This window comes from Mucilaginibacter flavidus (genome assembly GCF_024055575.1).
Classification (GTDB): Bacteria; Bacteroidota; Bacteroidia; order Sphingobacteriales; family Sphingobacteriaceae; genus Mucilaginibacter; species Mucilaginibacter flavidus.
This window is the reverse complement of record NZ_JAMXOE010000018.1, coordinates 109,072-131,250: the sequence shown is the minus strand read 5'-3', so window position 1 is coordinate 131,250 and position 22,179 is coordinate 109,072. Positions and strand designations below refer to the sequence as shown.

General features: G+C 44.2%; 19 protein-coding genes. 6 read left to right on the top strand and 13 right to left on the bottom strand.

Features of this window, described 5'->3' with window-relative positions:
• Nucleotides 1-168: 168 nt before the first annotated feature.
• Complete coding sequence (locus tag NAF19_RS22350; RefSeq protein ID WP_252792568.1) at nt 169-930, bottom strand: SDR family NAD(P)-dependent oxidoreductase; 762 nt, start codon at nt 928-930, stop codon at nt 169-171.
• A 152-nt stretch (nt 931-1,082) separates the two neighbouring features.
• Nucleotides 1,083-1,988, bottom strand: a complete 906-nt coding sequence (locus NAF19_RS22345; RefSeq protein ID WP_252792567.1) for a helix-turn-helix domain-containing protein — start codon at nt 1,986-1,988, stop codon at nt 1,083-1,085.
• A gap of 155 nt (nt 1,989-2,143) precedes the next feature.
• On the opposite strand from NAF19_RS22345, the gene NAF19_RS22340 reads away from it, so the two are divergent.
• Nucleotides 2,144-3,283, top strand: a complete 1,140-nt coding sequence (locus NAF19_RS22340; protein ID WP_252792566.1) for a glycoside hydrolase family 88/105 protein — start codon at nt 2,144-2,146, stop codon at nt 3,281-3,283.
• 85 nt (nt 3,284-3,368) lie between these two features.
• Here the strand turns inward: NAF19_RS22340 and NAF19_RS22335 are convergent, their stop codons facing one another.
• Both NAF19_RS22335 and proA read right to left on the bottom strand, forming a co-directional pair.
• Nucleotides 3,369-3,989 carry a hypothetical protein gene (locus tag NAF19_RS22335; RefSeq protein WP_252792565.1) on the bottom strand — a complete coding sequence of 207 codons (621 nt, stop codon included), beginning with the start codon at nt 3,987-3,989 and terminating at the stop codon, nt 3,369-3,371.
• A 169-nt stretch (nt 3,990-4,158) separates the two neighbouring features.
• Complete coding sequence (gene proA, locus NAF19_RS22330; protein WP_252792564.1) at nt 4,159-8,823, bottom strand: anti-phage protein ProA; 4,665 nt, start codon at nt 8,821-8,823, stop codon at nt 4,159-4,161.
• Nucleotides 8,824-9,044: 221 nt separating this feature from the next.
• Here proA and NAF19_RS22325 point away from each other — a divergent pair, with 221 nt between their 5' ends.
• Nucleotides 9,045-9,206 carry a hypothetical protein gene (locus NAF19_RS22325; protein ID WP_252792563.1) on the top strand — a complete coding sequence of 54 codons (162 nt, stop codon included), beginning with the start codon at nt 9,045-9,047 and terminating at the stop codon, nt 9,204-9,206.
• Between the two features lie 91 nt (nt 9,207-9,297).
• Here the strand turns inward: NAF19_RS22325 and NAF19_RS22320 are convergent, their stop codons facing one another.
• Both NAF19_RS22320 and NAF19_RS22315 read right to left on the bottom strand, forming a co-directional pair.
• Nucleotides 9,298-9,453: a lmo0937 family membrane protein gene (locus NAF19_RS22320; RefSeq protein WP_252792562.1), complete on the bottom strand. Its 156-nt coding sequence runs from the start codon at nt 9,451-9,453 to the stop codon at nt 9,298-9,300.
• A 188-nt stretch (nt 9,454-9,641) separates the two neighbouring features.
• Nucleotides 9,642-10,538 (bottom strand): cation diffusion facilitator family transporter, encoded by an 897-nt coding sequence (locus tag NAF19_RS22315; RefSeq protein WP_252792561.1) that lies wholly within the window; start codon nt 10,536-10,538, stop codon nt 9,642-9,644.
• Nucleotides 10,539-10,772: 234 nt separating this feature from the next.
• On the opposite strand from NAF19_RS22315, the gene NAF19_RS22310 reads away from it, so the two are divergent.
• The 3 genes from NAF19_RS22310 (at nt 10,773) to cls (ending at nt 14,220) form a co-directional block, all read left to right on the top strand.
• Nucleotides 10,773-11,666 carry a cation diffusion facilitator family transporter gene (locus tag NAF19_RS22310; RefSeq protein WP_252792560.1) on the top strand — a complete coding sequence of 298 codons (894 nt, stop codon included), beginning with the start codon at nt 10,773-10,775 and terminating at the stop codon, nt 11,664-11,666.
• Between the two features lie 66 nt (nt 11,667-11,732).
• Nucleotides 11,733-12,773, top strand: a complete 1,041-nt coding sequence (locus tag NAF19_RS22305) for a metal-dependent hydrolase (protein ID WP_252792559.1) — start codon at nt 11,733-11,735, stop codon at nt 12,771-12,773.
• Nucleotide 12,774: 1 nt separating this feature from the next.
• Nucleotides 12,775-14,220, top strand: coding sequence for a cardiolipin synthase (gene cls, locus NAF19_RS22300; RefSeq protein ID WP_252792558.1), 1,446 nt, complete (start codon nt 12,775-12,777; stop codon nt 14,218-14,220).
• A 209-nt stretch (nt 14,221-14,429) separates the two neighbouring features.
• On the opposite strand, the gene NAF19_RS22295 is transcribed toward cls, so the two are convergent.
• Nucleotides 14,430-15,182, bottom strand: coding sequence for a DUF72 domain-containing protein (locus NAF19_RS22295; protein WP_252792557.1), 753 nt, complete (start codon nt 15,180-15,182; stop codon nt 14,430-14,432).
• Nucleotides 15,183-15,387: 205 nt separating this feature from the next.
• Here NAF19_RS22295 and NAF19_RS22290 point away from each other — a divergent pair, with 205 nt between their 5' ends.
• Nucleotides 15,388-16,590 (top strand): sensor histidine kinase, encoded by a 1,203-nt coding sequence (locus NAF19_RS22290; RefSeq protein WP_252792556.1) that lies wholly within the window; start codon nt 15,388-15,390, stop codon nt 16,588-16,590.
• A 15-nt stretch (nt 16,591-16,605) separates the two neighbouring features.
• Here NAF19_RS22290 and NAF19_RS22285 read toward each other — a convergent pair whose 3' ends face one another.
• The 6 genes from NAF19_RS22285 to NAF19_RS30850 form a co-directional block, all read right to left on the bottom strand.
• Entirely contained in the window at nt 16,606-17,055 is a 450-nt protein-coding gene (locus NAF19_RS22285) for a cold-shock protein (protein ID WP_252792555.1), read from the bottom strand.
• Nucleotides 17,056-17,060: 5 nt separating this feature from the next.
• On the bottom strand, nt 17,061-17,252 hold the full coding sequence (locus NAF19_RS22280; RefSeq protein ID WP_252792554.1) for a cold-shock protein: 192 nt from the start codon (nt 17,250-17,252) through the stop codon (nt 17,061-17,063).
• A gap of 198 nt (nt 17,253-17,450) precedes the next feature.
• Nucleotides 17,451-17,771: a peptidylprolyl isomerase gene (locus NAF19_RS22275; protein ID WP_252792553.1), complete on the bottom strand. Its 321-nt coding sequence runs from the start codon at nt 17,769-17,771 to the stop codon at nt 17,451-17,453.
• A 54-nt stretch (nt 17,772-17,825) separates the two neighbouring features.
• Nucleotides 17,826-20,447: a GH116 family glycosyl hydrolase gene (locus NAF19_RS22270; RefSeq protein WP_252792552.1), complete on the bottom strand. Its 2,622-nt coding sequence runs from the start codon at nt 20,445-20,447 to the stop codon at nt 17,826-17,828.
• A gap of 98 nt (nt 20,448-20,545) precedes the next feature.
• Complete coding sequence (locus NAF19_RS22265) at nt 20,546-21,001, bottom strand: DsrE family protein (protein ID WP_252792551.1); 456 nt, start codon at nt 20,999-21,001, stop codon at nt 20,546-20,548.
• 2 nt (nt 21,002-21,003) lie between these two features.
• Nucleotides 21,004-21,924, bottom strand: coding sequence for a c-type cytochrome (locus NAF19_RS30850; RefSeq protein ID WP_252792550.1), 921 nt, complete (start codon nt 21,922-21,924; stop codon nt 21,004-21,006).
• Nucleotides 21,925-22,179 lie beyond the last annotated feature (255 nt).

Genomic DNA, 22,179 nt, shown 5'->3' with positions numbered 1-22,179 from the left:
TTCCTTCAGATTCCTCCTCGCGAAGGACACCCTTGCCTTGGGTTAACGCTTCCCACTATCAAGGCGCGTTCGGGACTTCCACCCTATAGTTTGCGCCCGTGCCGGGCGCACACAAAAAGGCCCGGCATTATTAAAAAATACCGGGCCTGATAAATCATTCGGCTTAAATTATAACATCATTCCGCCCGATACCTCTATGCGCTGCGCATTTACCCATTTGGCATCTTCGTTGCACAAAAATGCTACTACGCTGCCAATATCATCGGGCAACCCAACACGGCCCAGCGCTGTGGCTCCTGCAATTTGTTTGTTCAGTTCGGGCATATCACGCACAGCGCCGCCGCCAAAATCTGTTTCGATAGCTCCCGGAGCAACTACGTTAACCGCAATGCCGCGTGCGCCCAGTTCTTTGGCTAAGTACCGGGTAAGCACTTCGATCCCGCCCTTCATTGCCGCATACGCCGCATAGCCCGGGAAACTAAACCTCGCCAGTCCCGATGACAGGTTGATTATCCGGCCACCATCATTAATTAAAGGCAACGCTTTTTGAGTGAGGAAGAACACGCCTTTCAAATGGATATTAAACAACAAGTCGAAATCTTCTTCCTTAGTTTCTGCAAATGAAGCGTGAATACCAATGCCTGCATTGTTTATTAAAAAATCAAACCGGTCGGTATTGAAGGTGTTTTTTAAGGCAGTGTTTACATTGCCGAAAAATGTATCGAAGCTTTTTGTGTGGCCTGTATTCAATTGCAGCGCTAAAGCCTTTTGACCCAAGCTGTCAATCTCGGCCACTACTGCTTCTGCTTCGTCCTTTTTGCTGTTATATGTTAATATTACGTCAATCCCATTTTTGGCAAGGTTCAAAGCCATGTTTTTGCCGAGTCCGCGGCTGCCGCCGGTTACCAATGCTATTTTGCTGTTACTCATTTTTTATCGTTTTAATTATGATGTAAAGGTAACGCGTAAAAGCAGCTGACTGTTTGCAAACATCAATCCATTGTTTGCAAAATTCAAATCAAGAGAAGATTGCAGCTCCCTTCTTTGCGAAGCAGAGAGGGCAAAAAAAGAACAAATATCCTTTACGACCTAAACGCCAACGGCGCCAATGCCGTTTGTTTCCTGAAAAAGTTTGAAAAATGCGCTACTTCTTCAAAACCGAGACTATATGCGATTTGCGATATATTCCAATCCGTTTGCTTTAGTAAAATCTTGGCTTCCTGCACAATGCGGCTACTAATGATATCAGTTGTGGTTTTGCCGGTATTTTCTTTTAATACTTTATTGAGGTGATTTACATGTACCGCTAGCTGGCTTGCATAATCTTTTGCGGTGCGCAATTGTAATTTCTGATGTGGCGATTCAATCGGAAACTGCCGCTCCAGCAATTCAATAAACAGCGATGATACCCGTGCCGCAGCCGTATGCGATGGATATAACGACGTGGCCGGCTGTAGCTTCTGCCCGTAATGGATCAGCTCCAACACGTAGTTACGCAGCAGGTCGTACTTGTAAGCATAGTCCGACGATATCTCTTTATACATCTTTTTAAATATCGCGGTTATTTCCTCCACGGCTTCATCAGTTACCTGGAATACAGGGTAACCACCCGGCTGAAATATCGGGAGGTCGTCCAAAACCACCCCACTTTTGTTCTGCACTAAAAAATCATGTGTAAAAATGCAGAAATAACCAAACTGGTTATCATCCTGGGGCACATAGTGATAGGGTATTTTCGGCGTTGCAAAAAGCAACGCATTTTTTTCAATATCGATTTCCTTATCCGCATATTGTGCCTTGTTACGCCCGCTGATAATGCTTATTTTATAATAGGCCCGGCGGTTATAGGGCATTGTGCTGCCCTTTTTTAAACTGGCGGTAAAATCATCAATCTTAAAAATGTTGAAATGGCCGATTTCTTTATTGATATCAGCCGGCACAAGTGCAGCTGTCTCCTTATAAAAATCTTCGATGGATACACTCTCCATGGTATTTTTTTTTGCAAAATTCAAATATAGGCAAATATACCATTTCGTTTCGGCATTAGCCGCTCATGGCCGAATTGCATCTATATAAAGCTTCCATTTAGTGCTGTTAATTAAAAATTTTATATTTGGACTTGTCACCATTATACGTCTTATCTATGCAGGCAACTATCAAAAAACATATTCGCTTTTCTTTTATTGCTTTACTCCTTGTCGGTTCCAATGCTTTTGCCGGTATTAAATCATCATTAAGCGATTCTCTTTTAAAACAAAACAGCATCCTTAACATAATGCATAGTGTTGCCGACTGGCAATTAAATCGGTGGAACACGAAAGGTTTTAACCATCCATCGGTTGATTGGACAAACGCTGCGTGCTATACCGGTATCTATGCATTAGGAGCGATAAAAGGAAATGACAAATACCTGGATGCTTTGGTTAAAATAGGCAAAGACTTGAATTGGCAAACCGGCCGGAACCGTTTTATGGCTGATGATTATTGCATAGGGCAAACATATTCGCTATTATCAATAAAATACCAGGATAAAAAAATGATCCGGCCGTTTGTGCTATTGGCAGATAGTATTGTAAACAAGCCACATGACGAACCGCTGGACTGGAAAAACAATATAGCAAGCCGCGAATGGGCATGGTGCGATGCATTATTTATGGGGCCGACAGCGTTAAGCTACTTAAGTAAAGCAACAAATAACCCCGCTTATTTAAATACAGCAACAAAACTCTGGTGGAAAACAACCGCTTATTTATACGACCCAACCGAACATCTTTACTTTAGGGATGGCAGCTACCTCGATAGAAAAGAAAAAAACGGGCAGAAAGTATTTTGGTCGAGGGGGAACGGCTGGGTATTGGCGGGGCTGGTGAGGGTGATGGAGAGTCTGCCTGCTAATAACCCGGATAAAAAGAAATTTGAAAAACTATACAAGGATATGGCCGCCAAAATAGCCGCGCTGCAACAACCCGACGGAAGCTGGCATGCCTCATTGCTCGACCCTGCGAGCTTCCCGGTTAAAGAAACAAGCGGCACCGGCTTTTATTGCTACGCTTTAACCTGGGGGCTTAACCACAAGTTGCTCAATAAAAGAACTTACTGGCCGGTTGTTAAAAAGGCCTGGGCAGCGCTTACTTCATCAGTTCATCCCGATGGTATGCTGGGAAATGTGCAGCGCATCGGCGATAGCCCGGATATGGTGACAGAAAACAGCACTGAAGTTTATGGGGTTGGGGCCTTTTTGTTAACTGGTTCAGAACTTTATAAATACATTGGCAATCATTAATTAGTCCAGAGTCGAAAGTCTTGGGTCTTAAGTCAAAAAACAAATCCGACCTTCAACTTAAGACTTTCGACTCCGGACTTAAGACTTACTTACTAATCTTCAAGTTCTTAAAATCACCACCCGAGGTATTACCTACCCAAAAGCCAATCATGCTTCCGTTCGCTGGCACAATCTGTTCCACTCCGAGCGACGGGGTGCTTTCGCCGTTCACAAATACCGTTATTTTTTTACCGTTTACATTGATACGGGCATGAAACCAGCCGTTGGGGTCGGGTGGTGTGGCCAGGCCCCTTTCATATTTTGCTGGAAATTTCGTACGAAGCAGTTCCCAGTCATATTTGGGGAGCGAAATATATTGAACGGCATGAACCTTTCGCACCGGATCGGCAGCTTTAAAATTAAACGGGCGAAAATAAATGCAATCAAAAGTAAAATCGTTAACCCCGTGAAAGGCGACACCCACAAAACTGTGCTGCAATAAGTCTTTTCCTTTTATATCCAACTCAATATTCCCGTTGGTAAATTTTGCACCTGTTAACCAGGCAACGCCGTCGTTGTCGGCTTCGCTTAAGTTCATTACTGAAACGCCGCGTTCATTAACTATAGTTAATGAACGATTATGAACCTTGAAATTAGCGGTGGTTTTGAGCTGGCTGAAACAATTGAAAGTAACCAGAAGTAACGTGGCGGTAATTAGGACTTTCATGATAATAGCTACTTGTTTAAAGTTAATAACAACAGGCGTCAATAAATATGCCATCAAAGTAAGTCATTGATAACAAATCACATAAAACAATTACACTTCGATAAATGTTCGTTTTTGATATAAACCGTTGTTCGGATTTGAATATCTGAAAAGTATCCAGAACCAGACTTTACTGATTTAACCTTAAAAACTCGCCATCCATTTTAACACTTTCTTTCGCGATACTTAGGTCGATGGCGTGCAGTAAGTCATTTTTTAAGTCCTCGGTCACCCTTGTGAAGCCAAACAGCCTGGCGATGAACGGCACGGCGGCCTCGGGTTGAATACCGATGGCTTCCTCAACCACTTTGCAAACGGCCAGATCCATTTCTTCAGGTGCAATATATTCCAGTTTTCTCGACGCTGTGGGCAATTCACTGCGATCTCGGATGGCAGGCTGCTCCATATCCACCGGCCAAAGGAAGTCGCTTTTTGCTTTTATTAGCTTGTTCTCAACGGCATATTGCGTGGCCTGGGTAATAGTGTATTTAACGCGTGAATTTACCTTGCTTACTTTTGCTGCATCGGCCATCCGGCGGATTATTTCATCAAGATGCACGGGGCCTTCGGTTTTCACAATCTGAGTTATCCAGCCGGCCAGCTTGGCAAACGAATGCAGGTGTAATTCGGGTTTTCCAACTTCAGAAGGCAGTTTGGTTATCACATACGGCGGCAATGAGCTTTTAATCGCCTCGCCTTTCTCGCGATTTACGGTAACTACCTCATGTTCGGCTGCCTCCTCTTCTATGTCGCCTTCTATCGCCTGCTTCTTTGCTTTTTCAATAGCGGCAACTACCCTGTCCAACTCCCGTTTCGGGTTGCGGAACCAGTCGGTGCTCCAAATCCGGAAAATTTTCCAGCCCATGGTTTCCATTACCTGCTTGCGCAACCGGTCGCGATCGCGGGCTGATTTGGCCGAGGCATAGGCGTCGCCATCGCATTCTATACCCAAAATATACCGGCCGGGGTTTTGCGGGTCGACAATAGCCATATCGATATAAAACCCTTCGGATCCAACCTTCTTACGTACCACATAACCCTTTGCGGTAAGCTGCTCGGCAACCTGGTCTTCAAAGGGTCGCTTTTGAGTGATGAGAGTTTCCTCCAACTCATCAAACCTGCCATGCTGCGCAAAATACAGGAAGCTTTTTAAAGCCCGGATACCAAATTTGGTTGATTCAGTAGGCTTAATATCTTCTGATGTAATATTGGTAAACACCTCACAGCGTAGCTTAGCACGAGTAATCAATACGTTAAGCCGCCGCTCGCCGCCCTCATTATTCAACGGCCCGAAACTCATTGGTATTTTACCATCCTCGGTTTTGCCGTAGCCTATGCTGATGAATATTACGTCGCGCTCATCGCCCTGCACATTTTCAAGGTTCTTCACAAAAAACGGCTCATGTATATGGCTGCGGAAGAAATTCTCCACCTCCGGCGACTTCCGCCTGCGGCTTTCCAGCGTATTTTGTATGCACTGCATTTGTGCGGTACTAAAGGCCACCACGCCAAGGCTTTGCTTTGGGTTGTTTAGCGCATGTTGTATAACCGCATCGGCAACGGCTTCGGCCTCGATAACATTAGTGCGGGTTTTGCCCCTGTCGTAAACAGCATCTTCCAAATAATGAAATGCCAGCCCCATTTTAGTACGCGAACCGGGGCTGGGGAATATCACCAGTTTATTTTCGTAAAACTCCTTGTTGGACAAACTGATCAACGACTCGTGCCGGCTGCGATAATGCCAGCGCAACATGCGCTGCGGCGCTCCCTGGGCGTCGCACATGCCAAGGATGCTCTGCAAGTCTGCAGTTACGTTATCCTCATCTTCGATATCGGTATTCATTTTATCGAAAAAGCTGGTAGGCGGCAACTGTTTCGAGTCGCCAACCACAACCAATTGTTTTGCGCGGGCTATTGCACCCAAAGCTTCCACCGGCCGTACCTGGCTGGCCTCATCAAAAATCACCAGGTCAAACTCTATACTGCCCGGTGCAAAAAAGTTGGCAATCGACATCGGGCTCATCATAATAACGGGCTTAATGGCCTGTATAGCTAGCCCTGCTTCGGTTATTAATTTACGAATAGGCATCAACCTCGCCCTTCGATTAAATTCGTTTCGCAGAACGTTTACCTGCCCACCGGCTTGCTGGCGAGGCACGCCTTCCCAATGTTTTAACGCCACGCGGGCACGGTTATAATGCAGGTTTAGTAAATCGAGCTTTTTAAATTTTTCAATCACTTCTTCATGGCTGGCGCGCTCAAATTTTATCAGCGCCGGGTTAAATTGAAAAGCCTGCTCAATTAAATACTCGTACCATGTTTTTTGCAAGGCGGTTTTCAAATGCTCGCGCGCGCCTTCCCATTGAAGGGAAGCGTTTACCAGGACAGATAATCCTTCGTCATCGACTGTTTTTGCAAGATTGTTCCAGGCAGTCATCTTTTGCAACTCCGGGAAACGGGCTATCCAGCTCTCCAGCATCTGTTGCAGTTCAGGATATATTACCTCATCTAACTCTGCACCCGTCCATCTTACCGCTATGTCGACGTGCAATTTTTCAAATACTATCTGTAGAGCTTGCCGCTGTTCCGCCAATTTTGCGGTGAGTAAACTATGGCTTGCTTTGGCAGCCTCACCGTTTTCGGTTTTAACCAGGTAGTCAATTATAGCGGCAGGGACAGAACCATCGGCTATGTTGGCCTGCAATTGTGCCAGGTAACCTGCAATATTTGCCAGCGCATCCCAATCCGACCGTTGTTTTAACCACCTGCTGCCAAATAAGCGGACAGCCAGCGGTTCAAGTTCAGTCAATGTTTTCTCCATTCTGCGCGACTCGGAGATGGCATCAACTATCCTTATTTTTTCGGCTGTGGCCGATGGCAGCGGAATTCGGCACATGGCAGCCAGTTGTTTTTTAGCGTTGCCATAGGCGCCAATTAAAAACTTGTACCATTTATCGCCATAAGCCATTAAGTTCTGGCGAATTTCCAAAACGTTTTGGTCCCAGGCTTCGGGTATCAATATACTTTCATACTCCCGGTGCAGGGCGGCAAAGCGTTTACCCGTATCCAAAAGTTCGGTAACGTCATGCTGGTTATGTAACCATGCATCATTTTTTATCGCGATGCCCTTTAAATCGGGACTTTGCGACGCGATGCGGCACAATTCAAGAAGTTTCCCGGTATCAACCTCGTTTTTGGGCGATGTTACGCCAAACTGGCTGGCAATGGTATCTACCTCCGACTGCAAATTCTTCAGGGCCTGTAAAGCTGCGGACAGCAATTGCTGGATGGCTTGCTCTTCATGTGGCAGCATTACGGTAAGCCGGCTGCCCCAAAACAATAATTTTGACGGTATGCCGATATCGTTTAAACGAGCCTGTACCCTATCGGCCATGGCTTCGGCTATCCCCATACGGTCCGCGTCCCAGGCTTCAATAACTTCGAGTGGTAACTTGGGCAGGTGCACCTGCGATGCAGTTTTTGCTATCGCCAGCAAAAAGCCAATTATTTTTTGTGCCGATAAGCCGCTGCCGATAACAGCGTTATTAACCGCAGCACAATATTCGTTTAACTCATTGCGGTAAGCCTCCAGTAACGCCAGCTCCTGCTGCAGGGCTTCAAAAGTTGGTTTACCCAGCTCAAGTACCCGCTTCAGTTCCTCATGCAGCTCTTTTTTGTTGGCTTTATGGCTATGCAGTTCCAGGCAGGCCTCGCCTAAATTAATAGCATCCAGCCGACGTTTTACCACGTCGAGCGCAGCCATTTTTTCGGCGACAAACAACACTTTTTTACCTTGCCCTACGGCATTGGCTATCATGTTGGTAATAGTTTGCGATTTACCTGTTCCGGGCGGGCCCTGTATCACCATATTGCGACCCTCGTGTACGGCCAGCATGGCCAGCACCTGCGAACTGTCAGCATCAACCACCTGGAACAGTTGGTTGGCTACGGTATCGGTATCCAGGTAGTCATCCTCATTGGCGGTCGGCTCGGCGTCTTTAAAACCGTTGGTAAACAACGCGTTGATGTTCGGATGATTTGCAGGTTGTTCATCCTTCGGCCATTTGTCGCTGTCCAAATCATGGTAAATCATAAACTTGCCGAACGAGAAAAAACCCAGTTCCATAGCATCATTATCAACTTTCCATGTGGGCTGGCGCTTAACTTGTTCTTTAATTTCGGCAAAGTAATTTTCGATATTAAACTCGTCTGTTTCGGGTAAATCGGGGATGGCGATGTTGAAATCAGCCAGCATTTTTGCCTGTAACGAGAGGTTGGCGTCAATTTCGACCCCGGTATATTTTAAACGGAAACGCTCGTTAGCGCTCGACCGTTCCAGCGAAACGGGTATTAACAACAAAGGCGCCTGCCGGACATCTTCATGGTTACCGGCCTCGTACCAGTTTAGCATACCCAGCGAAAGATAAAGCGTATTAACCCCCTGCTCCTCGATGCTTGTTTTGGCAAAATAATAGGTATTTAACAGCTTAACCTGCAGCTTAAGGTCAACCTCGCTGGCTTGCAGCTTGGTATCCTGGTAGGTTTCTAACAGTTCGGGTTGTGATAAGTCAGGAAACAACCCGTCTTGCTCACCGGCCACCTTTTCGGGCATCCCCAAAAAGGTCATCGATTTATTTTGTTTTACCAGTATATCGTACACATAAACCGACTTTTCCTGCACCATGTGCAGTCCGCGGGCTTTTGATGCTTTGTAATTTAAAAGAGGATTGCGTAAACCAAGATCCAACAATTCTTTACGCGATGCCTCAAGGCGGGATAAAATAGTTTCCTGCATAGTAGTATTTAAGAAATTATAAACATACGGATATTTTGGTCATTGACCATTTAGTGGTTGGTGATTGATGACTAGGGTTACTAATCGGGCGATTTATGACCGGGCACAATTTCACAATTAGCATCATTATTATAAAAACCTGAATGTCAAACATTTATTTGAAGCATTTGTTGATTATGCGTAACAAAAAAGCTATATTTAGCTTTTAGCTGACACTCGTGATGGAAAAGGAAATAAACAAACTGCACCAGTTATACGCTGTAGTTATCGCCATAAAGGCAATAACGGTAAAAATTGACGATATGAAGAAGGAGCGCGAAAGGCTGATTGACGAATTTAAACGAATTCAACTTGATGATAATAAATTAAAAGAAAGCTATTAACAACGCTGTTTTAATTGCTATAATTTAATAACAAAGGCGACCGAATTGGCCGCCTTTGTTATTATCAACTAAATTATAATTAACCTTATTTTCAGACAGTTGACGGGCTCCTGATAATACCTATCAGGAATGAAATTATTGCAATAATTAACAAGGCGTGAATGATTCCGCCTGCAGAGTAAGCAAATACTCCTATCGCCCACCCGATAATCATGATGACAGCGATAATATACAGTAGTGATCTCATAGTGTATGTTTTTTTAGTTAAATGTATTAACCATTGCAATAAAACCGTGCCAAAGTTTATACCACCTAATAATAGACAGCAGTTAAATACAGCTGTTTTAAAAATGGGACATTTGGTGTAATACTTTTAGGAATATCAGTCTAAGTTAGCGGCCTGCGCCTCTTCACGTTGCTGCCAACTCACAACTGCTACTGCTTCACCGGCTCAATAAATATTTGCTTAAACCGGGGAAAGTCTTTTTGGATAGCACTGGTTATGCGCTCAATAGCATCAGTTATTTGCCGGGTAGTAAGGTCATCTTTAAATACAGTATTCAATTGCAGCAACACCTCCTCGGGCGACATGTAGGTGCTGAAATGCTTTTTCACTTTTACTACCGCTTCATCAGCCTGGGCAAGCGTTATCACTTTTCGAAGTGTTTTGCGGCTGGTTGATTCGCCGAGCAGAAGGCTTTTGCTTTCGCGTACCAGCACTGCCGAAATAGTAATTAATATGACGCCTATTAATACAGATGCGGCGGCATCGTAATAAGGGCTATGGTAAAGCCGGCCTAAAAACACGCCGAAAAAAGCAACTAATAACCCTAACATATCCCCAACATCGCCCAAAAGAACTATGATAGTCGATGGATCACGGGTCTGTATAATGGCCCTCCAGAAAAATACTTTACCGCGTTGCCTGTTAAACTCTTTAGTTGCCGCATGAAGTGATATAGATGTAAAAACAAATGCAATTGCCAAAACTGCATAATCCCAGGCCTGGTTATCATCCAATACCGGGTGCTCCAGGCGCAAAACGCCCTGGTAAACCGACAGACATCCACCCAAAACAAAAATCATGAGCGATACGATAAACGACCAGAAATAAAGTTCTTTACCATAACCAAATGGCCTGCTTAAATCAGGCTTGCGGGCGCTGGTTTTCATGCCCCATATCAACAGCAATTGACTTACGGCATCAATAATGGAGTGAATGCCCTCAGATACCATTGACGAACTGCCGGTAAACCCGGCAGCCACGAACTTGGACGCCGCGATTATTATATCGACTGCCAATGATATGTAAATGAAGGTTTTTGATCTCATTATGGTGAATATAACAAGGTTTTGGGGATTTGGTTGGAACAGCTTGAATATATAGTTTCCGAAAAAAAATTGCAATTGTCCACACCTACCTCAACACTATCAGGGGGCATTTTCATTATTCGCTCAATTTCGCTATCTAATTAATCTTTTAAATCTGCTTAATCCCGGTTCAGTCACAAAAAATATAAATATCTTTACCGCCATACCCCGCTTTTATTTCTGACTGATACATCTATGGCCACCAATAAAACGCCTATCTATACCGCCTTCGCTGCAAACACTATCATCGCTATTGTAAAACTTGTTGCTGCATATGCTACCGGTAGTTCGGCAATGGCGTCAGAAGGGATACACTCGCTGGTTGATACCAGTAACGAAATTCTGCTGTTGCTGGGCATCAGCAAAAGCACCAAACCTGCCGACGAAAAACGCCCGTTTGGATACGGAAAGGAGCTTTACTTCTGGGCATTTATAGTGTCATTATTATTTTTTGCAATGGGTGGCGGCTTTTCCATTTACGAAGGAATTGAGCATATAATGCACCCTGAAGAAGTCAGAAACCCGTTTTGGAACTATATCATATTAGGCATCGCTTTTGTGTTGGATGGCTATTCATTAATTACAGCTTTAAAAGAATTTAACCACCAGCGCGGCCGCACGCCGTTTTGGAAGGCTGTGCGCCAAAGTAAAGACCCGGCGACATTTGTTGTGCTTTTTGAGGATGCTGCAGACGTGATTGGCATATTAATAGCATTTACCGGGATTGTACTGGCTCAACTGCTGCACAATCCTTATCTGGATGGTGTAGCATCCATACTTATCGGTATTTTGCTTACCCTGGTGGCTATACTGCTGGTGCGCGAAAGCCATGGCCTGCTGATGGGCGAAACTGCACACCCGGATGAACTGAAAGCTATTATAAAGCTGGTTGAAAAACATGCGGTTGTAGATACTGTATCGGCACAGCTGTCAATGTATATGTCGCCCGAAGAGGTATTGTTGCTATTGAAAATAAAATTTCACAAGGATAACAAGAGCGACGATGTGGTTGAAACGATACACAACCTGCGGGAGGTGGTGATGGCGGCGTATCCGCATTATAAGCATTTGTTTATTGAACCGGTATAAACAAGGCATCTGCTCAAACATTACCGGGCCTGAATATCTTTAACATCTGTAAAGCTTTGTTGCCCTATGGATTCACTCACTCATGTTTGTTTAGGCGCTTGTGTCGGCGAGTTGCTAATACATAAACAGCTGGGTAAAAAAGTATTATTGTGGGGTATAGTCGCTCAAAACCTGCCCGATATCGACTCCATGGCCGCTTTATTTTTGCCTGCCGACAGGGCTTTTCTTATCCATCGCGGTATTACGCACTCCTTGTTTTTTGCAATAGCTGCTGGCTTGCTGCTGGCTTGGTTGGCCAGGAGGGTACATTACAAAACCCGATTATCTTTTGCAGCCCTGGCATTTTTCTTTTGCTTTCAACTCCTGCTGCACGATTTGCTGGATGTCTGCAACAGCTATGGCACAGGGTTGTTAGAGCCCTTTAGTAACCAGCGCTTCTCGGTGAATTTACTTTACGTGGCCGACCCGTTTTTTACCGTCGCATTGCTTATTGCGGCAATACTGTTGATTTTTAAAGGAGCCGGCAATAAACAGCGAAGCAAATGGGCCTGGAGTGGCATCGTCGTTTCTGCACTATACCTATGTTTTTCATTGGTCAATAAGGTTATTGTTGATAAAAAAGTTGAAGAATCATTCGCAGCCAATCATCTGCGGCCGTCAAAATATTTCACCACCCCTGCCCCATTTAATAATATGCTCTGGTATGTTGTAGCTGATGGCCGCGATGTTTACTACACCGGCTACCGTTCGATATGGGATGACAGAACCAAGCCTGTAGATTTTGAAGTGCATGACAAAAACCGCAACCTTTTGCAACAAATTAAAAACTATCCGACTGTTAAAAATATGGTGGAGTTTGCGAATGAATACTACACGTTATCGTTGATAAACAACAAACCCTATTTAAATGTATTCCGTTTTGAACAGGTGCAAGGCTGGCAAACGAAGAACGCGCCTTTTGCATTTAGCTATCCTTTACTTTCTGGTGATAGCGATGCCGGGGTTTTACAAAAAGGACGACTCGCCGGTTGGAACAAACACACGGTTAAATTGTATATTGAGCGGATTGCAGGCGAACCTGTAAACAGTAAATCAACAACAAAATAATATGGATTGGCATTTACTCGCCGGCGCGGCCTATATTTTACTCGTCCTGTTTGTCTGTTTCAGAATATTGTATGATACCCACTCCTCCAGTAAAACATTGGCTTACCTGCTGGTAACCATCCTTGTGCCGGGCGTAGGCATTATCATTTATTTTGCCGTTGGCGCCAATTACCGCAAAAACAAACTGTACAGCAAAAAAATCATCAATGACAATAAGCTACTCGCTGAAATCAGGGAGAAGATAATTCACGAATCAGAAAAAACCTGGGACACAGGAGAATCTGAGGTCAAACGCCATAAAAAACTGGCCCGTATGCTGTTAAATGATAACAGTCCGCTTACCGGGGATAACGAGGTTAACCTGCTTTTAAATGGCGAAGAAAAGTTTCCAGAAGTTATACAGGCCTTAAAAGATGCCAAACATCACATTCACATAGAGTATTATATTTTTGAAAATGATGCGATAGGCAATATTGTAAAAGACGTCTTAATTCAAAAGGCCGCCGAAGGCGTGCAGGTGCGTTTTATATATGATGACTTTGGCAGCCGTTCCATCAGGCATAACCTGGTAAAAGAACTGATTGCCGGCGGTGTGGAAGCTTACCCGTTTTATAAAATTCTTTTTATTGCTTTATCAAATCGTACAAACTACCGTAACCACCGCAAAATAATTGTGATTGATGGCTGCACAGCCTTCATTGGCGGCATAAATGTTAGCGACCGGTATATCAATAACCAGGGCAAAAAGCAGCTTTTTTGGCGCGATACCCATGTTCGGATAAACGGCCCGGGCGTTTACTACCTGCAATACCTGTTTATTTGCGACTGGAACTTTGCAGCCGACCAAAAGTTGCCTATACAAAGCGAATATTTCTGCTCCGCAAAAAGCAAACACGGCAAAGCCATCGTACAAATTGCCGCCAGCGGCCCCGACTCGGATACGCCTACCATTATGTTTTCATTACTGCAAACTATTGGTATGGCGCAGGAGGAACTCTTAATTACCTCGCCTTATTTTATTCCCGGCGAAAGTATTTTAAATGCACTAAGCGTTGCGGCCCTTAGCGGTGTTAAGATAAAGCTGCTCGTACCAAACAAATCCGATTCGGCATTTATTAATGCGGCGGCACGATCGTACTACGGCGATATACTGGATACAGGCGCCGAAATATACTTGTATAAAAAGGGCTTTGTACATGCAAAAACCATCGTATCAGACAGTAAACTTGCCATTGTTGGCAGCGCCAACATGGACCATCGCAGTTTTGAGCTGAACTTTGAAGTAAACAGTATGATTTATGACGATAAAATAGCCCTGCAATTGCGCGAGGCGTTTTACAACGATATAAAAGATGCAGTAAAGATTAACCCAAAAACATGGGCAAAACGAACGCTTTTTAAGCAATTGCCTGAGAAATTGATAAGACTGTTGTCGCCATTGTTGTAATCTTAAGGCGGTAGTTAATTCTCCGGCAAAACGCATTTGCTACTTCATAAATTAATGCTAGTTCGACATAAGCAAATGGCTGCATTGCTACGAACCGCCGTCGAAGCGTTCCATTTTTGCACGCGGAACACCCGGAACGCTATGAAACAGGCTCATTATCAGATATTTTAATTTCACGATAATGACCCTTACATCGAATTCGCGTTAAATTAATGATCGGAAACATATTGTTTCAAAGTAAATAAATTATTCAATGCGTCGCCGGCGGTGTTGTTAAAATAAACATACACTTTTTTGCCTTCCTGCTGCCATTCGCGGATATAATAAGAATATTCTGATAGCAAATCATCGCTATAGCCACCCTTATAGTTGCCCGATGGCCCGTGAAAGCGCAGATAAACAAAATTATTAGCGGTAATTACTTGTGGCGTGGCCGATTTCGGCATGTCCTGCAAAACCAAACCGGCGTTGTAATTGGCGAGCAAATCATAAATTTCATCGTTGTACCAGGAGCGATGACGGAATTCGAGTGCAATATCCCATTGGCTTTGGTTTGCCTCAGTTATAATAGTCAACAGGTGTCCCAGTTGGGCCCTTGCAGCAACAGTAAGACTTGGGGGAAATTGAACCAGAATGGAACCTTTTCGGGCGCCCGCGTTATTGACAACATCCAAAAAGTGGGCAACATCGGCATCGTCAAAAATAAGTTCTTTGTTATGGGTTATTTGCCGCCATAGTTTAAAAGTAAACCGGAAATTTTCGGGAACATCTGCCGCCCATTTTGCGACGGTCGACGGCATAGGCAATTTATAGAATGAGCTGTTTATTTCGATACTGTTAAATAATGTAGCGTAATATTGAAGGCGTGAATACGCGGCGAATCCCGGTGGAAAATCGCGTTTGGGGATGGGTGTTAAAAGTCCGCTTGTGCCACTATAAAAATCATCTCCCCCTGCCTGCATAGATAAAATTAAAGTTAACACATTGAAAACCCCTTAGCAGGATGAAAGTTTTAATAGCCTGCTCTTTTTACCCGATGCGAAAGACGACTTTCTTTAAAGTTAAAATACAAACAAAAATTGAGTTATAACGACAAGATTACAAAAGTTCGACAAGCCCAATACGGTTTATTTTCGTATATTCACTTTTCGTTCCATAATTTAAACTATGCTCACCCTCCCGTTTCCTGAAAACGAAGCTGACAGACTGATCGCCCTGCAATCGTACAATATTTTTGATACCGCCGAAGAAGGTGATTTTGACGCCATAGCATCGCTGGCATCAGCTATTTGCGGCGTCCCCATTGCACTGATAACTTTTATCGACGAAAAACGGCAATGGTTTAAGTCGCATAAAGGAACGGAGTTTACCGAAAACCTGCGCGAACTTTCATTTTGTACCCATGTTATAGCATCTGACGATGATATTTTGATTGTTCCTGACGCGAGGCTTGACGAACGGTTTGTTGATAACCCGATGGTTACAGGGGAAACACAGATTACCTTTTACGCAGGAGTTCCACTGGTGAACGAAGATGGTTTTGCCCTGGGTACGCTCTGTGTTATAGACCAGCAGGTACAAACATTAACCGCCGACCAGGAGCAAGCTTTAAAAACACTTGGGCGGCAGGTTATTGATAAACTGGAACTTCGCCGTAAGGTGGCAAGCCTCGAAAAGGCCAATCAGGATCTACTGAACTCGAACGTGCTGATACAAAAGTTTGCGTCAATGGCCGCGCACGACATCAAAAACCCGTTGAGCAGTATTTTACTAACATCGCAGGCGCTTAAAATAAGGCAGGAAAAACTGGGCGACGAAGGCTGCCAGCGTTTAGTTGATCTGAATATAACATCAACAAAAAATTTGCTTGAGTTAGTTGAAGAGATGCTTGCCTATTCAAAAAGCCCATCGTTATTGCTGGCCAAAAAGCAAAATTTCGAGCTCAACAGTTTAATAAATAAGGTAATCAGCTTACTGGCTGTACCCGAAAACGTGGGCATAATTTTACCAAGCCAAAGTCATAAGCTATATTTTTCGATAATTGCGCTGGAGCAGATATTAATAAATCTGCTGAGCAACGCCATACGTTACACCAATAAGGAGAAAAGTTATATAAAAATACGCTTCGAGCAGGATGATGATTTTTACCGGCTTGAAGTAGAGGACAACGGGGTAGGCATCGCTGAACAATACCACGAAAAGATATTTAGCAATAATTTCACCCTTAAAATTACCGATAGGTATAATAAAAAAGGCTCGGGTATAGGCCTTTCAACCGTTAAGGACTTACTGAATGTGCTGAATGGCAATATTTATGTAAAATCCGTTCCGGGTGAAGGGGCTACTTTTTTTATAGCGATAAAGAAATAAGCAGGCTAACCTTGCTTATTTCTTTTTTACGTTGATAGCAGATAACCCCTTCTGTCCTTGTTCGGTCTCAAAAGTAACCAGGTTATTTTCCTTTAAAGGCTCTGTTAAAGCGTTGATATGCACAAAGATGCTTTCCTCTGTTTGCAAGTCGCGAATAAAACCATAGCCTTTTGCTTCGTTAAAAAAGCTGACCACCCCGTTTCGCACTGTATCATGTGGAATATCCTCCCGCCTAGCGGTACCGATTTGAATATCTTCCGAATTGATCTTTATTTTCCTGGAGGGATCAGGCGGAGTTGACGTAATATTCCCATTCTCGTCAATATAGGCCATCATATCTTCAAGGGTTTGGCCTTTTCCGGAATTCGCTTTCCTTTCTTCGGCTTTTTCCTTTTTTTCTTTGGCTTTCTTCAGACGGGCTTTTTCTTTTTCCTTTTTACTGAATGTTTCTGTCGATCTTCCCAATACGCTTAAGCTATTTTAACATTAACTGCACCCGGTCCTTTTTTGCCTTCTTCTATCTCGAAAGTAACCTCATCACCCTCACGGATCTGGCCACTTAAAGCTGTTACGTGTACAAATAAGTCTTTGCCACCGTTGCTTGGTGTAATAAAGCCGAATCCTTTTGATTCATTAAAAAATTTCACTGTTCCTGTTGCCATGATTTGTTTGATAAGTGCGCAAGGTACGTTTAATTATCCAATGACGCCCAGGTTTCTATAAAGATAGGCCACATAAATAGGTTTAGCTATCGAATCTGGCACTGAGCTTATCAGCAAATCCGACTAAATAGCCGCCAAGTGCGGTATAAACGAAATAGCAATGATGTAACGGTCGTTACAAATTAATAGCTAATTAATTTAGCAGCAGCAATTCGGTCCGCATATTTCTGCTTTTTTTTCGGGTCTTCCCCCCTTTATTTCTTCGGCAGTTGCCGGGCGTATAGCATCAACAACCAAATCAATCTGAAACTCATCGTCCGAACCGTTGTTTTTGAAAGCAAAGCGCTTTGCATCCCCTGCCTGCAGTCCTTCCACGCCTGCCTCCAGCGACGGCAATATATTCCCGGAACCGTGCAAATATTCAACCGGTGGCTGGTTCATAATATCTTCAATTACATCGCCCGCAGCATTTTTCATTACGAAACGAAGCGATACAACCTTCCCTGCTTCAACTTTCATGGGTTAATTTATAAAAATGGCCAAATGACTTTTAATTATTCTTGTTTCTTTTTATTAAACCTGTTTACCCAATACCAAAGTTTTCCCAATATCAATTTTGCCATAAACAACCTTTACGACTGGTTTACCCTGGTGCAGGCTCACCGTTCCAAAACCTGTTTCGGTTGAAAGGAAACTTGTAAAATCGCCAATCTTCGAATCAATATGCAGCGTTTTGTCAACTGCATCGTACCTCACACCTGTTAATGCCTGCAAGTATCCATAGCTCGACAAGGCGCGTGCATACCAGCTGCCACATTCATACTCGTTAAATGGATTGCGGATTTTGCCATCGTAGCGATCCCGCGCAGCGCGTACTACTTCCAATCCTTCTTTTACATTACCCATCAACATTAAGTGCGATGCTACCTGGTGCTCAATACCGGTCCATACCTCGTCGCTGTAAACAAATGGAAGCGAGAGTTTACCGCCTTTGGGCCAGGTGCAAAGCAGCAGGCCGCCTTCGTCACCTAATGCATATGTAGGGCGTTGTGGATTGGCATGTTCGCTCAGATTTTCCTTTAAATTGTATTTGTGTACGGCCAGCAGGTGGCTTTTAATTTTCTTAGGGTCAATGGTTTCAGGCACACCGCACATGCGCCCTATCCAGGCGCCAAGTATGCCATCGGACAAACAACCTTTGCCGTATTGGTATTTTGGCCCCTCCTTTTCCATCAACGCCTGTGCCTCCTTTGAATATTCGCCTCCAAAGGATTTTGCCGTTGCCGGATTTTTGGCATTCAAATCTTTATATTTTATTTCCTGTATAAAGTATTCGCCGTCATATAGCTCTGTTTCCAGCAGGTTCTTTGCTTTTTTGGCAAGGTCCTCGTACCTGGTAACATCCAGATTCAGGTGTTTGCCCATAGCGGTTATGGCATTTAGCGCCCCGCAATAAAAGCTGGTGTGCATCCCATCGCCGCCCCAAAACTCAATATCGTAGGTATTGTGGTGCGGTTCTTCAATGGCCCCGCGATGCCGCGGATCCCATGTAGCAATGCAATAGTCCATGCTGGTTTTTACCATCGGATACATCTTTTTCAGCCATACATTGTCACCGTAAATGCGCCACTCGCGGTAGACTTTCATAATACCTCCCAATTGTCCGTCCGCAGCAGCATGAAAATCGTGCTTCGTAGGCTGTATCGGCAAATTAGCCCTGAAGGTTTGGTGCCCGCTGACATCCTGGCTTTCGCAAAATTCGGTATGCCTTAAACTACGTTCAAGTGCAGGAAACAAATGCGGTATAGCCTGTGCATAATTCCATACGTGCGTACACGAGCCATGGCAGCAGCCATTATCATCGGCACAGCCTTCATAACTCCAAAGCCTTCCATCATACTGCCGCATAACGGTGGGTGACTTCAGTATCGAAAGGTTGGCTGCTACTGCTTCCAGCACTTCGGCCGGCAGTGTTGATGAAAAGAAAGCATCTTTAAATAATGTAGATTTCTTCCTTAGGTCGATATAGTTTTTACCCCAATAATCGGCCACTTCTTCAATTGTTGCAAAGCGGCTGCTGTACCAGGGTTTATAAAATTTACCGTTAAAATCTTTGTCATATTTATCTAAACCGATATCACCCGGCGAATTACAGCATCCGCTGGCCGGGTCGCAGTTTTCTTTGCGGGTACCCATTTCGCCGAACGTAAGCTCCGAATCGGGAGTGTACCAGGCCATCATAACCTTTATGACCTTTTCTTTCCCCGGCATCAGTTTAAAAGGAACATACAGCGTTGCGCCGGGTGCGTCGCTTTCAACTGGCGGGTTTGCTTTTACGTTACCGCTTTTCACTTCGTTCCAGGCCATGGTAACCGGGTCCCACCAGCCACCGCGGAACCAGCAATGGTCAATAACAGCATTATCTTCGTCGGTAAATATGGCAAAGTCCGAACGCATTGATTTTTCCTTTGTGCCAAGCTGGGTCATGACGAACCCGTTTTTTATGGCCGTTATCTTGTCCCGGCCATTATAGAAACCTAAAAAGTTTTTGGTATTGAACGAAAAAACTGCATCGGCCTCGCTTTTACCCGTATTGGTAAATTTATATTCCATAGCACCAACCGGCAGGCTTGAGTTATCATCATCGGTGGGAATAAATGGGCTCCAGCCGGTAACCTGCACTTTTAATGGCAGGTCGTTGTCGGCAATATCAAGGTATGCAAACGGAAACCTTGCTTTCAAGCTTGCATCATGAAAATGCGGCAGGCCTGTTGTTGAGCCACCGAGACCATTTGCGGCGTCACGTAACCCGAATTTTTTCCAGTCGGGTACAGGGCCTTCAAGCAGTTTAGCCCCATTTTTAACACCCTTAATGCAAATTGCCGCAAACATGCCCGGTTCGTTAAAAATCTCGGGTTTGTTTTTTACCGACATATGCGAAATTGCACCGCTGCCTTCCATGCAAAACATACCAGCGCCAAGTCCGCCAATAGGGAAAGCCACTCGGTTAAGGTGCTGCCCGGTATACTCGCTGTTATATTTTCGTTTGCCCGGCGATGGTGCCGGCGACACCGTTTTATCGGCGTCAACTGATTTAGCCTCAGCAAAACTTAACGAGCCAACCGGCAACAATGCTGCCGCGCTGCCTACGCCAATATTTTTCAGAAAAACCCTGCGATCGGATTTGCTTTTCATAAGCGGTAATCAAAAAGGTGTTAAACAGGACAATTGGTTGTATAGTCAAATCTAATAAAATTTGAAGCAGATAAAATAGCATAGTCCCTAAAAAGAGACTATGGATGCACCTCTGCCCAACCCTCATATTGCCTTAAAATAATCTCACCATTGGCGCTGGGTACGTATGATATAAAATCAAACAAATCATTTTTATCAATCTTTCGCTCGCGTACAGTATTGCTGCATTCGGCCAGTACTACGCCCTTGGCCTGCAAATCTTTTAATGCCTGTTCATAACTACCCGATTTCATGTAAACGGCCACGCCATCGCCAAAAACAATCAGTTCAATGTGTAGCTTGCCCTTCAGACGCGGGTCTTCAAGTGCATTGTTCATATTGCGGATAATGCCATGTATTTTTTTGTCGTCGCCTGAGTTTAAAACATACAATGCGTCGTAATGATCCAATTTAGGTTGCGCACCGGTAAAGCTGGCCGGGTCGGTTTGTGCCGTAGCTTGTTTTGAGCAGATTAATAATACAAATGCAGTTGCCAATAAAAGGTAGTTCTTCATAATTATGATTTTTTTGATGGGTGTGTTTTTTGCCACGCGGCAATTGGTTTAAACGGCCCGAACTTATGCTGTTTTTCACTAAAACTATCGGCATATGGGCCAAAGGGAAGATCGATAGGTTTTTTATCAATGGCCGGCCAGTCTTTGCTATTATCAAAATGCGGGCGTGGCTGCGAGTTAATAAAGGCCGCAACGTTCCATGCATCTTCATTGCTTAATTGAGGTTTTTTGTACGTTGCCCCAAATGGCATGTTATTTTTTACAAAACCGGCAAGGTTGCCGATCCTGTACATTCCTGCGCCATCGTTATAACTATGTGCTCCCCACAGCGGCGGATAGGTGTACGATTTCTTATCGACGGCAAACAGCCCCTCACCATTACTGCCGTGGCAGCTTTTACATTTGGCAACAAAAACAAGGCGCCCTTTAGCTGTATCGGCAGCAGTGGATAAATATGGAAGTTTTTCAGTAGCGTTGCCCAATAGCTTTGCCCCCCGTTTCACTTTATTGCCAATCCATTTCATATAGGCCATCATTGCCTGTATTTCTTTCTTGGTAGTGTCGGGGCTTTTACCGCCAAGGCTGCGTTTAAAACATTCAACAAACCTGTCGTCGGCAATATCAACTTTGCCCGATCGTGGGTTCATTTTAGGGTAAGTGGCTATAAAACTGGCAAAATTATTCCCAAACAAGTGGCTGCCGCCATCTAAATGACAGTTTTGGCAATTCATGCCGTTTGTTAATTGCGCGACGCTGCCTTTTGGGCCGAGGTAATTTGCGGTATGTGCAATAAGTTCCCGGCCGTACCTGATCATTTCACCGGCTTTGCCCGCTGGAATAGTAACTGTATCCGGGGCCTTCCAGGCATGGGTAGGAACAGTAACAGCAGTATTTTTTGATGGTGGCTGCTTTTCATTTTTCACATCCCCGGTACAGCCCGTAATAAAAATAACAATAAGTAAAGCATACAAAGACATTATCCGGCGGGATACACAATTGCCCATGGGCACCAATGTTGTTATTGTCTTATTTTTTTTTCGGGATAACATATCAGGTAACTGGCAGGGTTACTGGTATTAAATAAACGTTTATGAAGATAGCTATAAAAGCACATACCACCTTGCATTTTTTATCCTTATTTTATTTGCGCACAGCTAAAAACCAGGTAACAAATATGG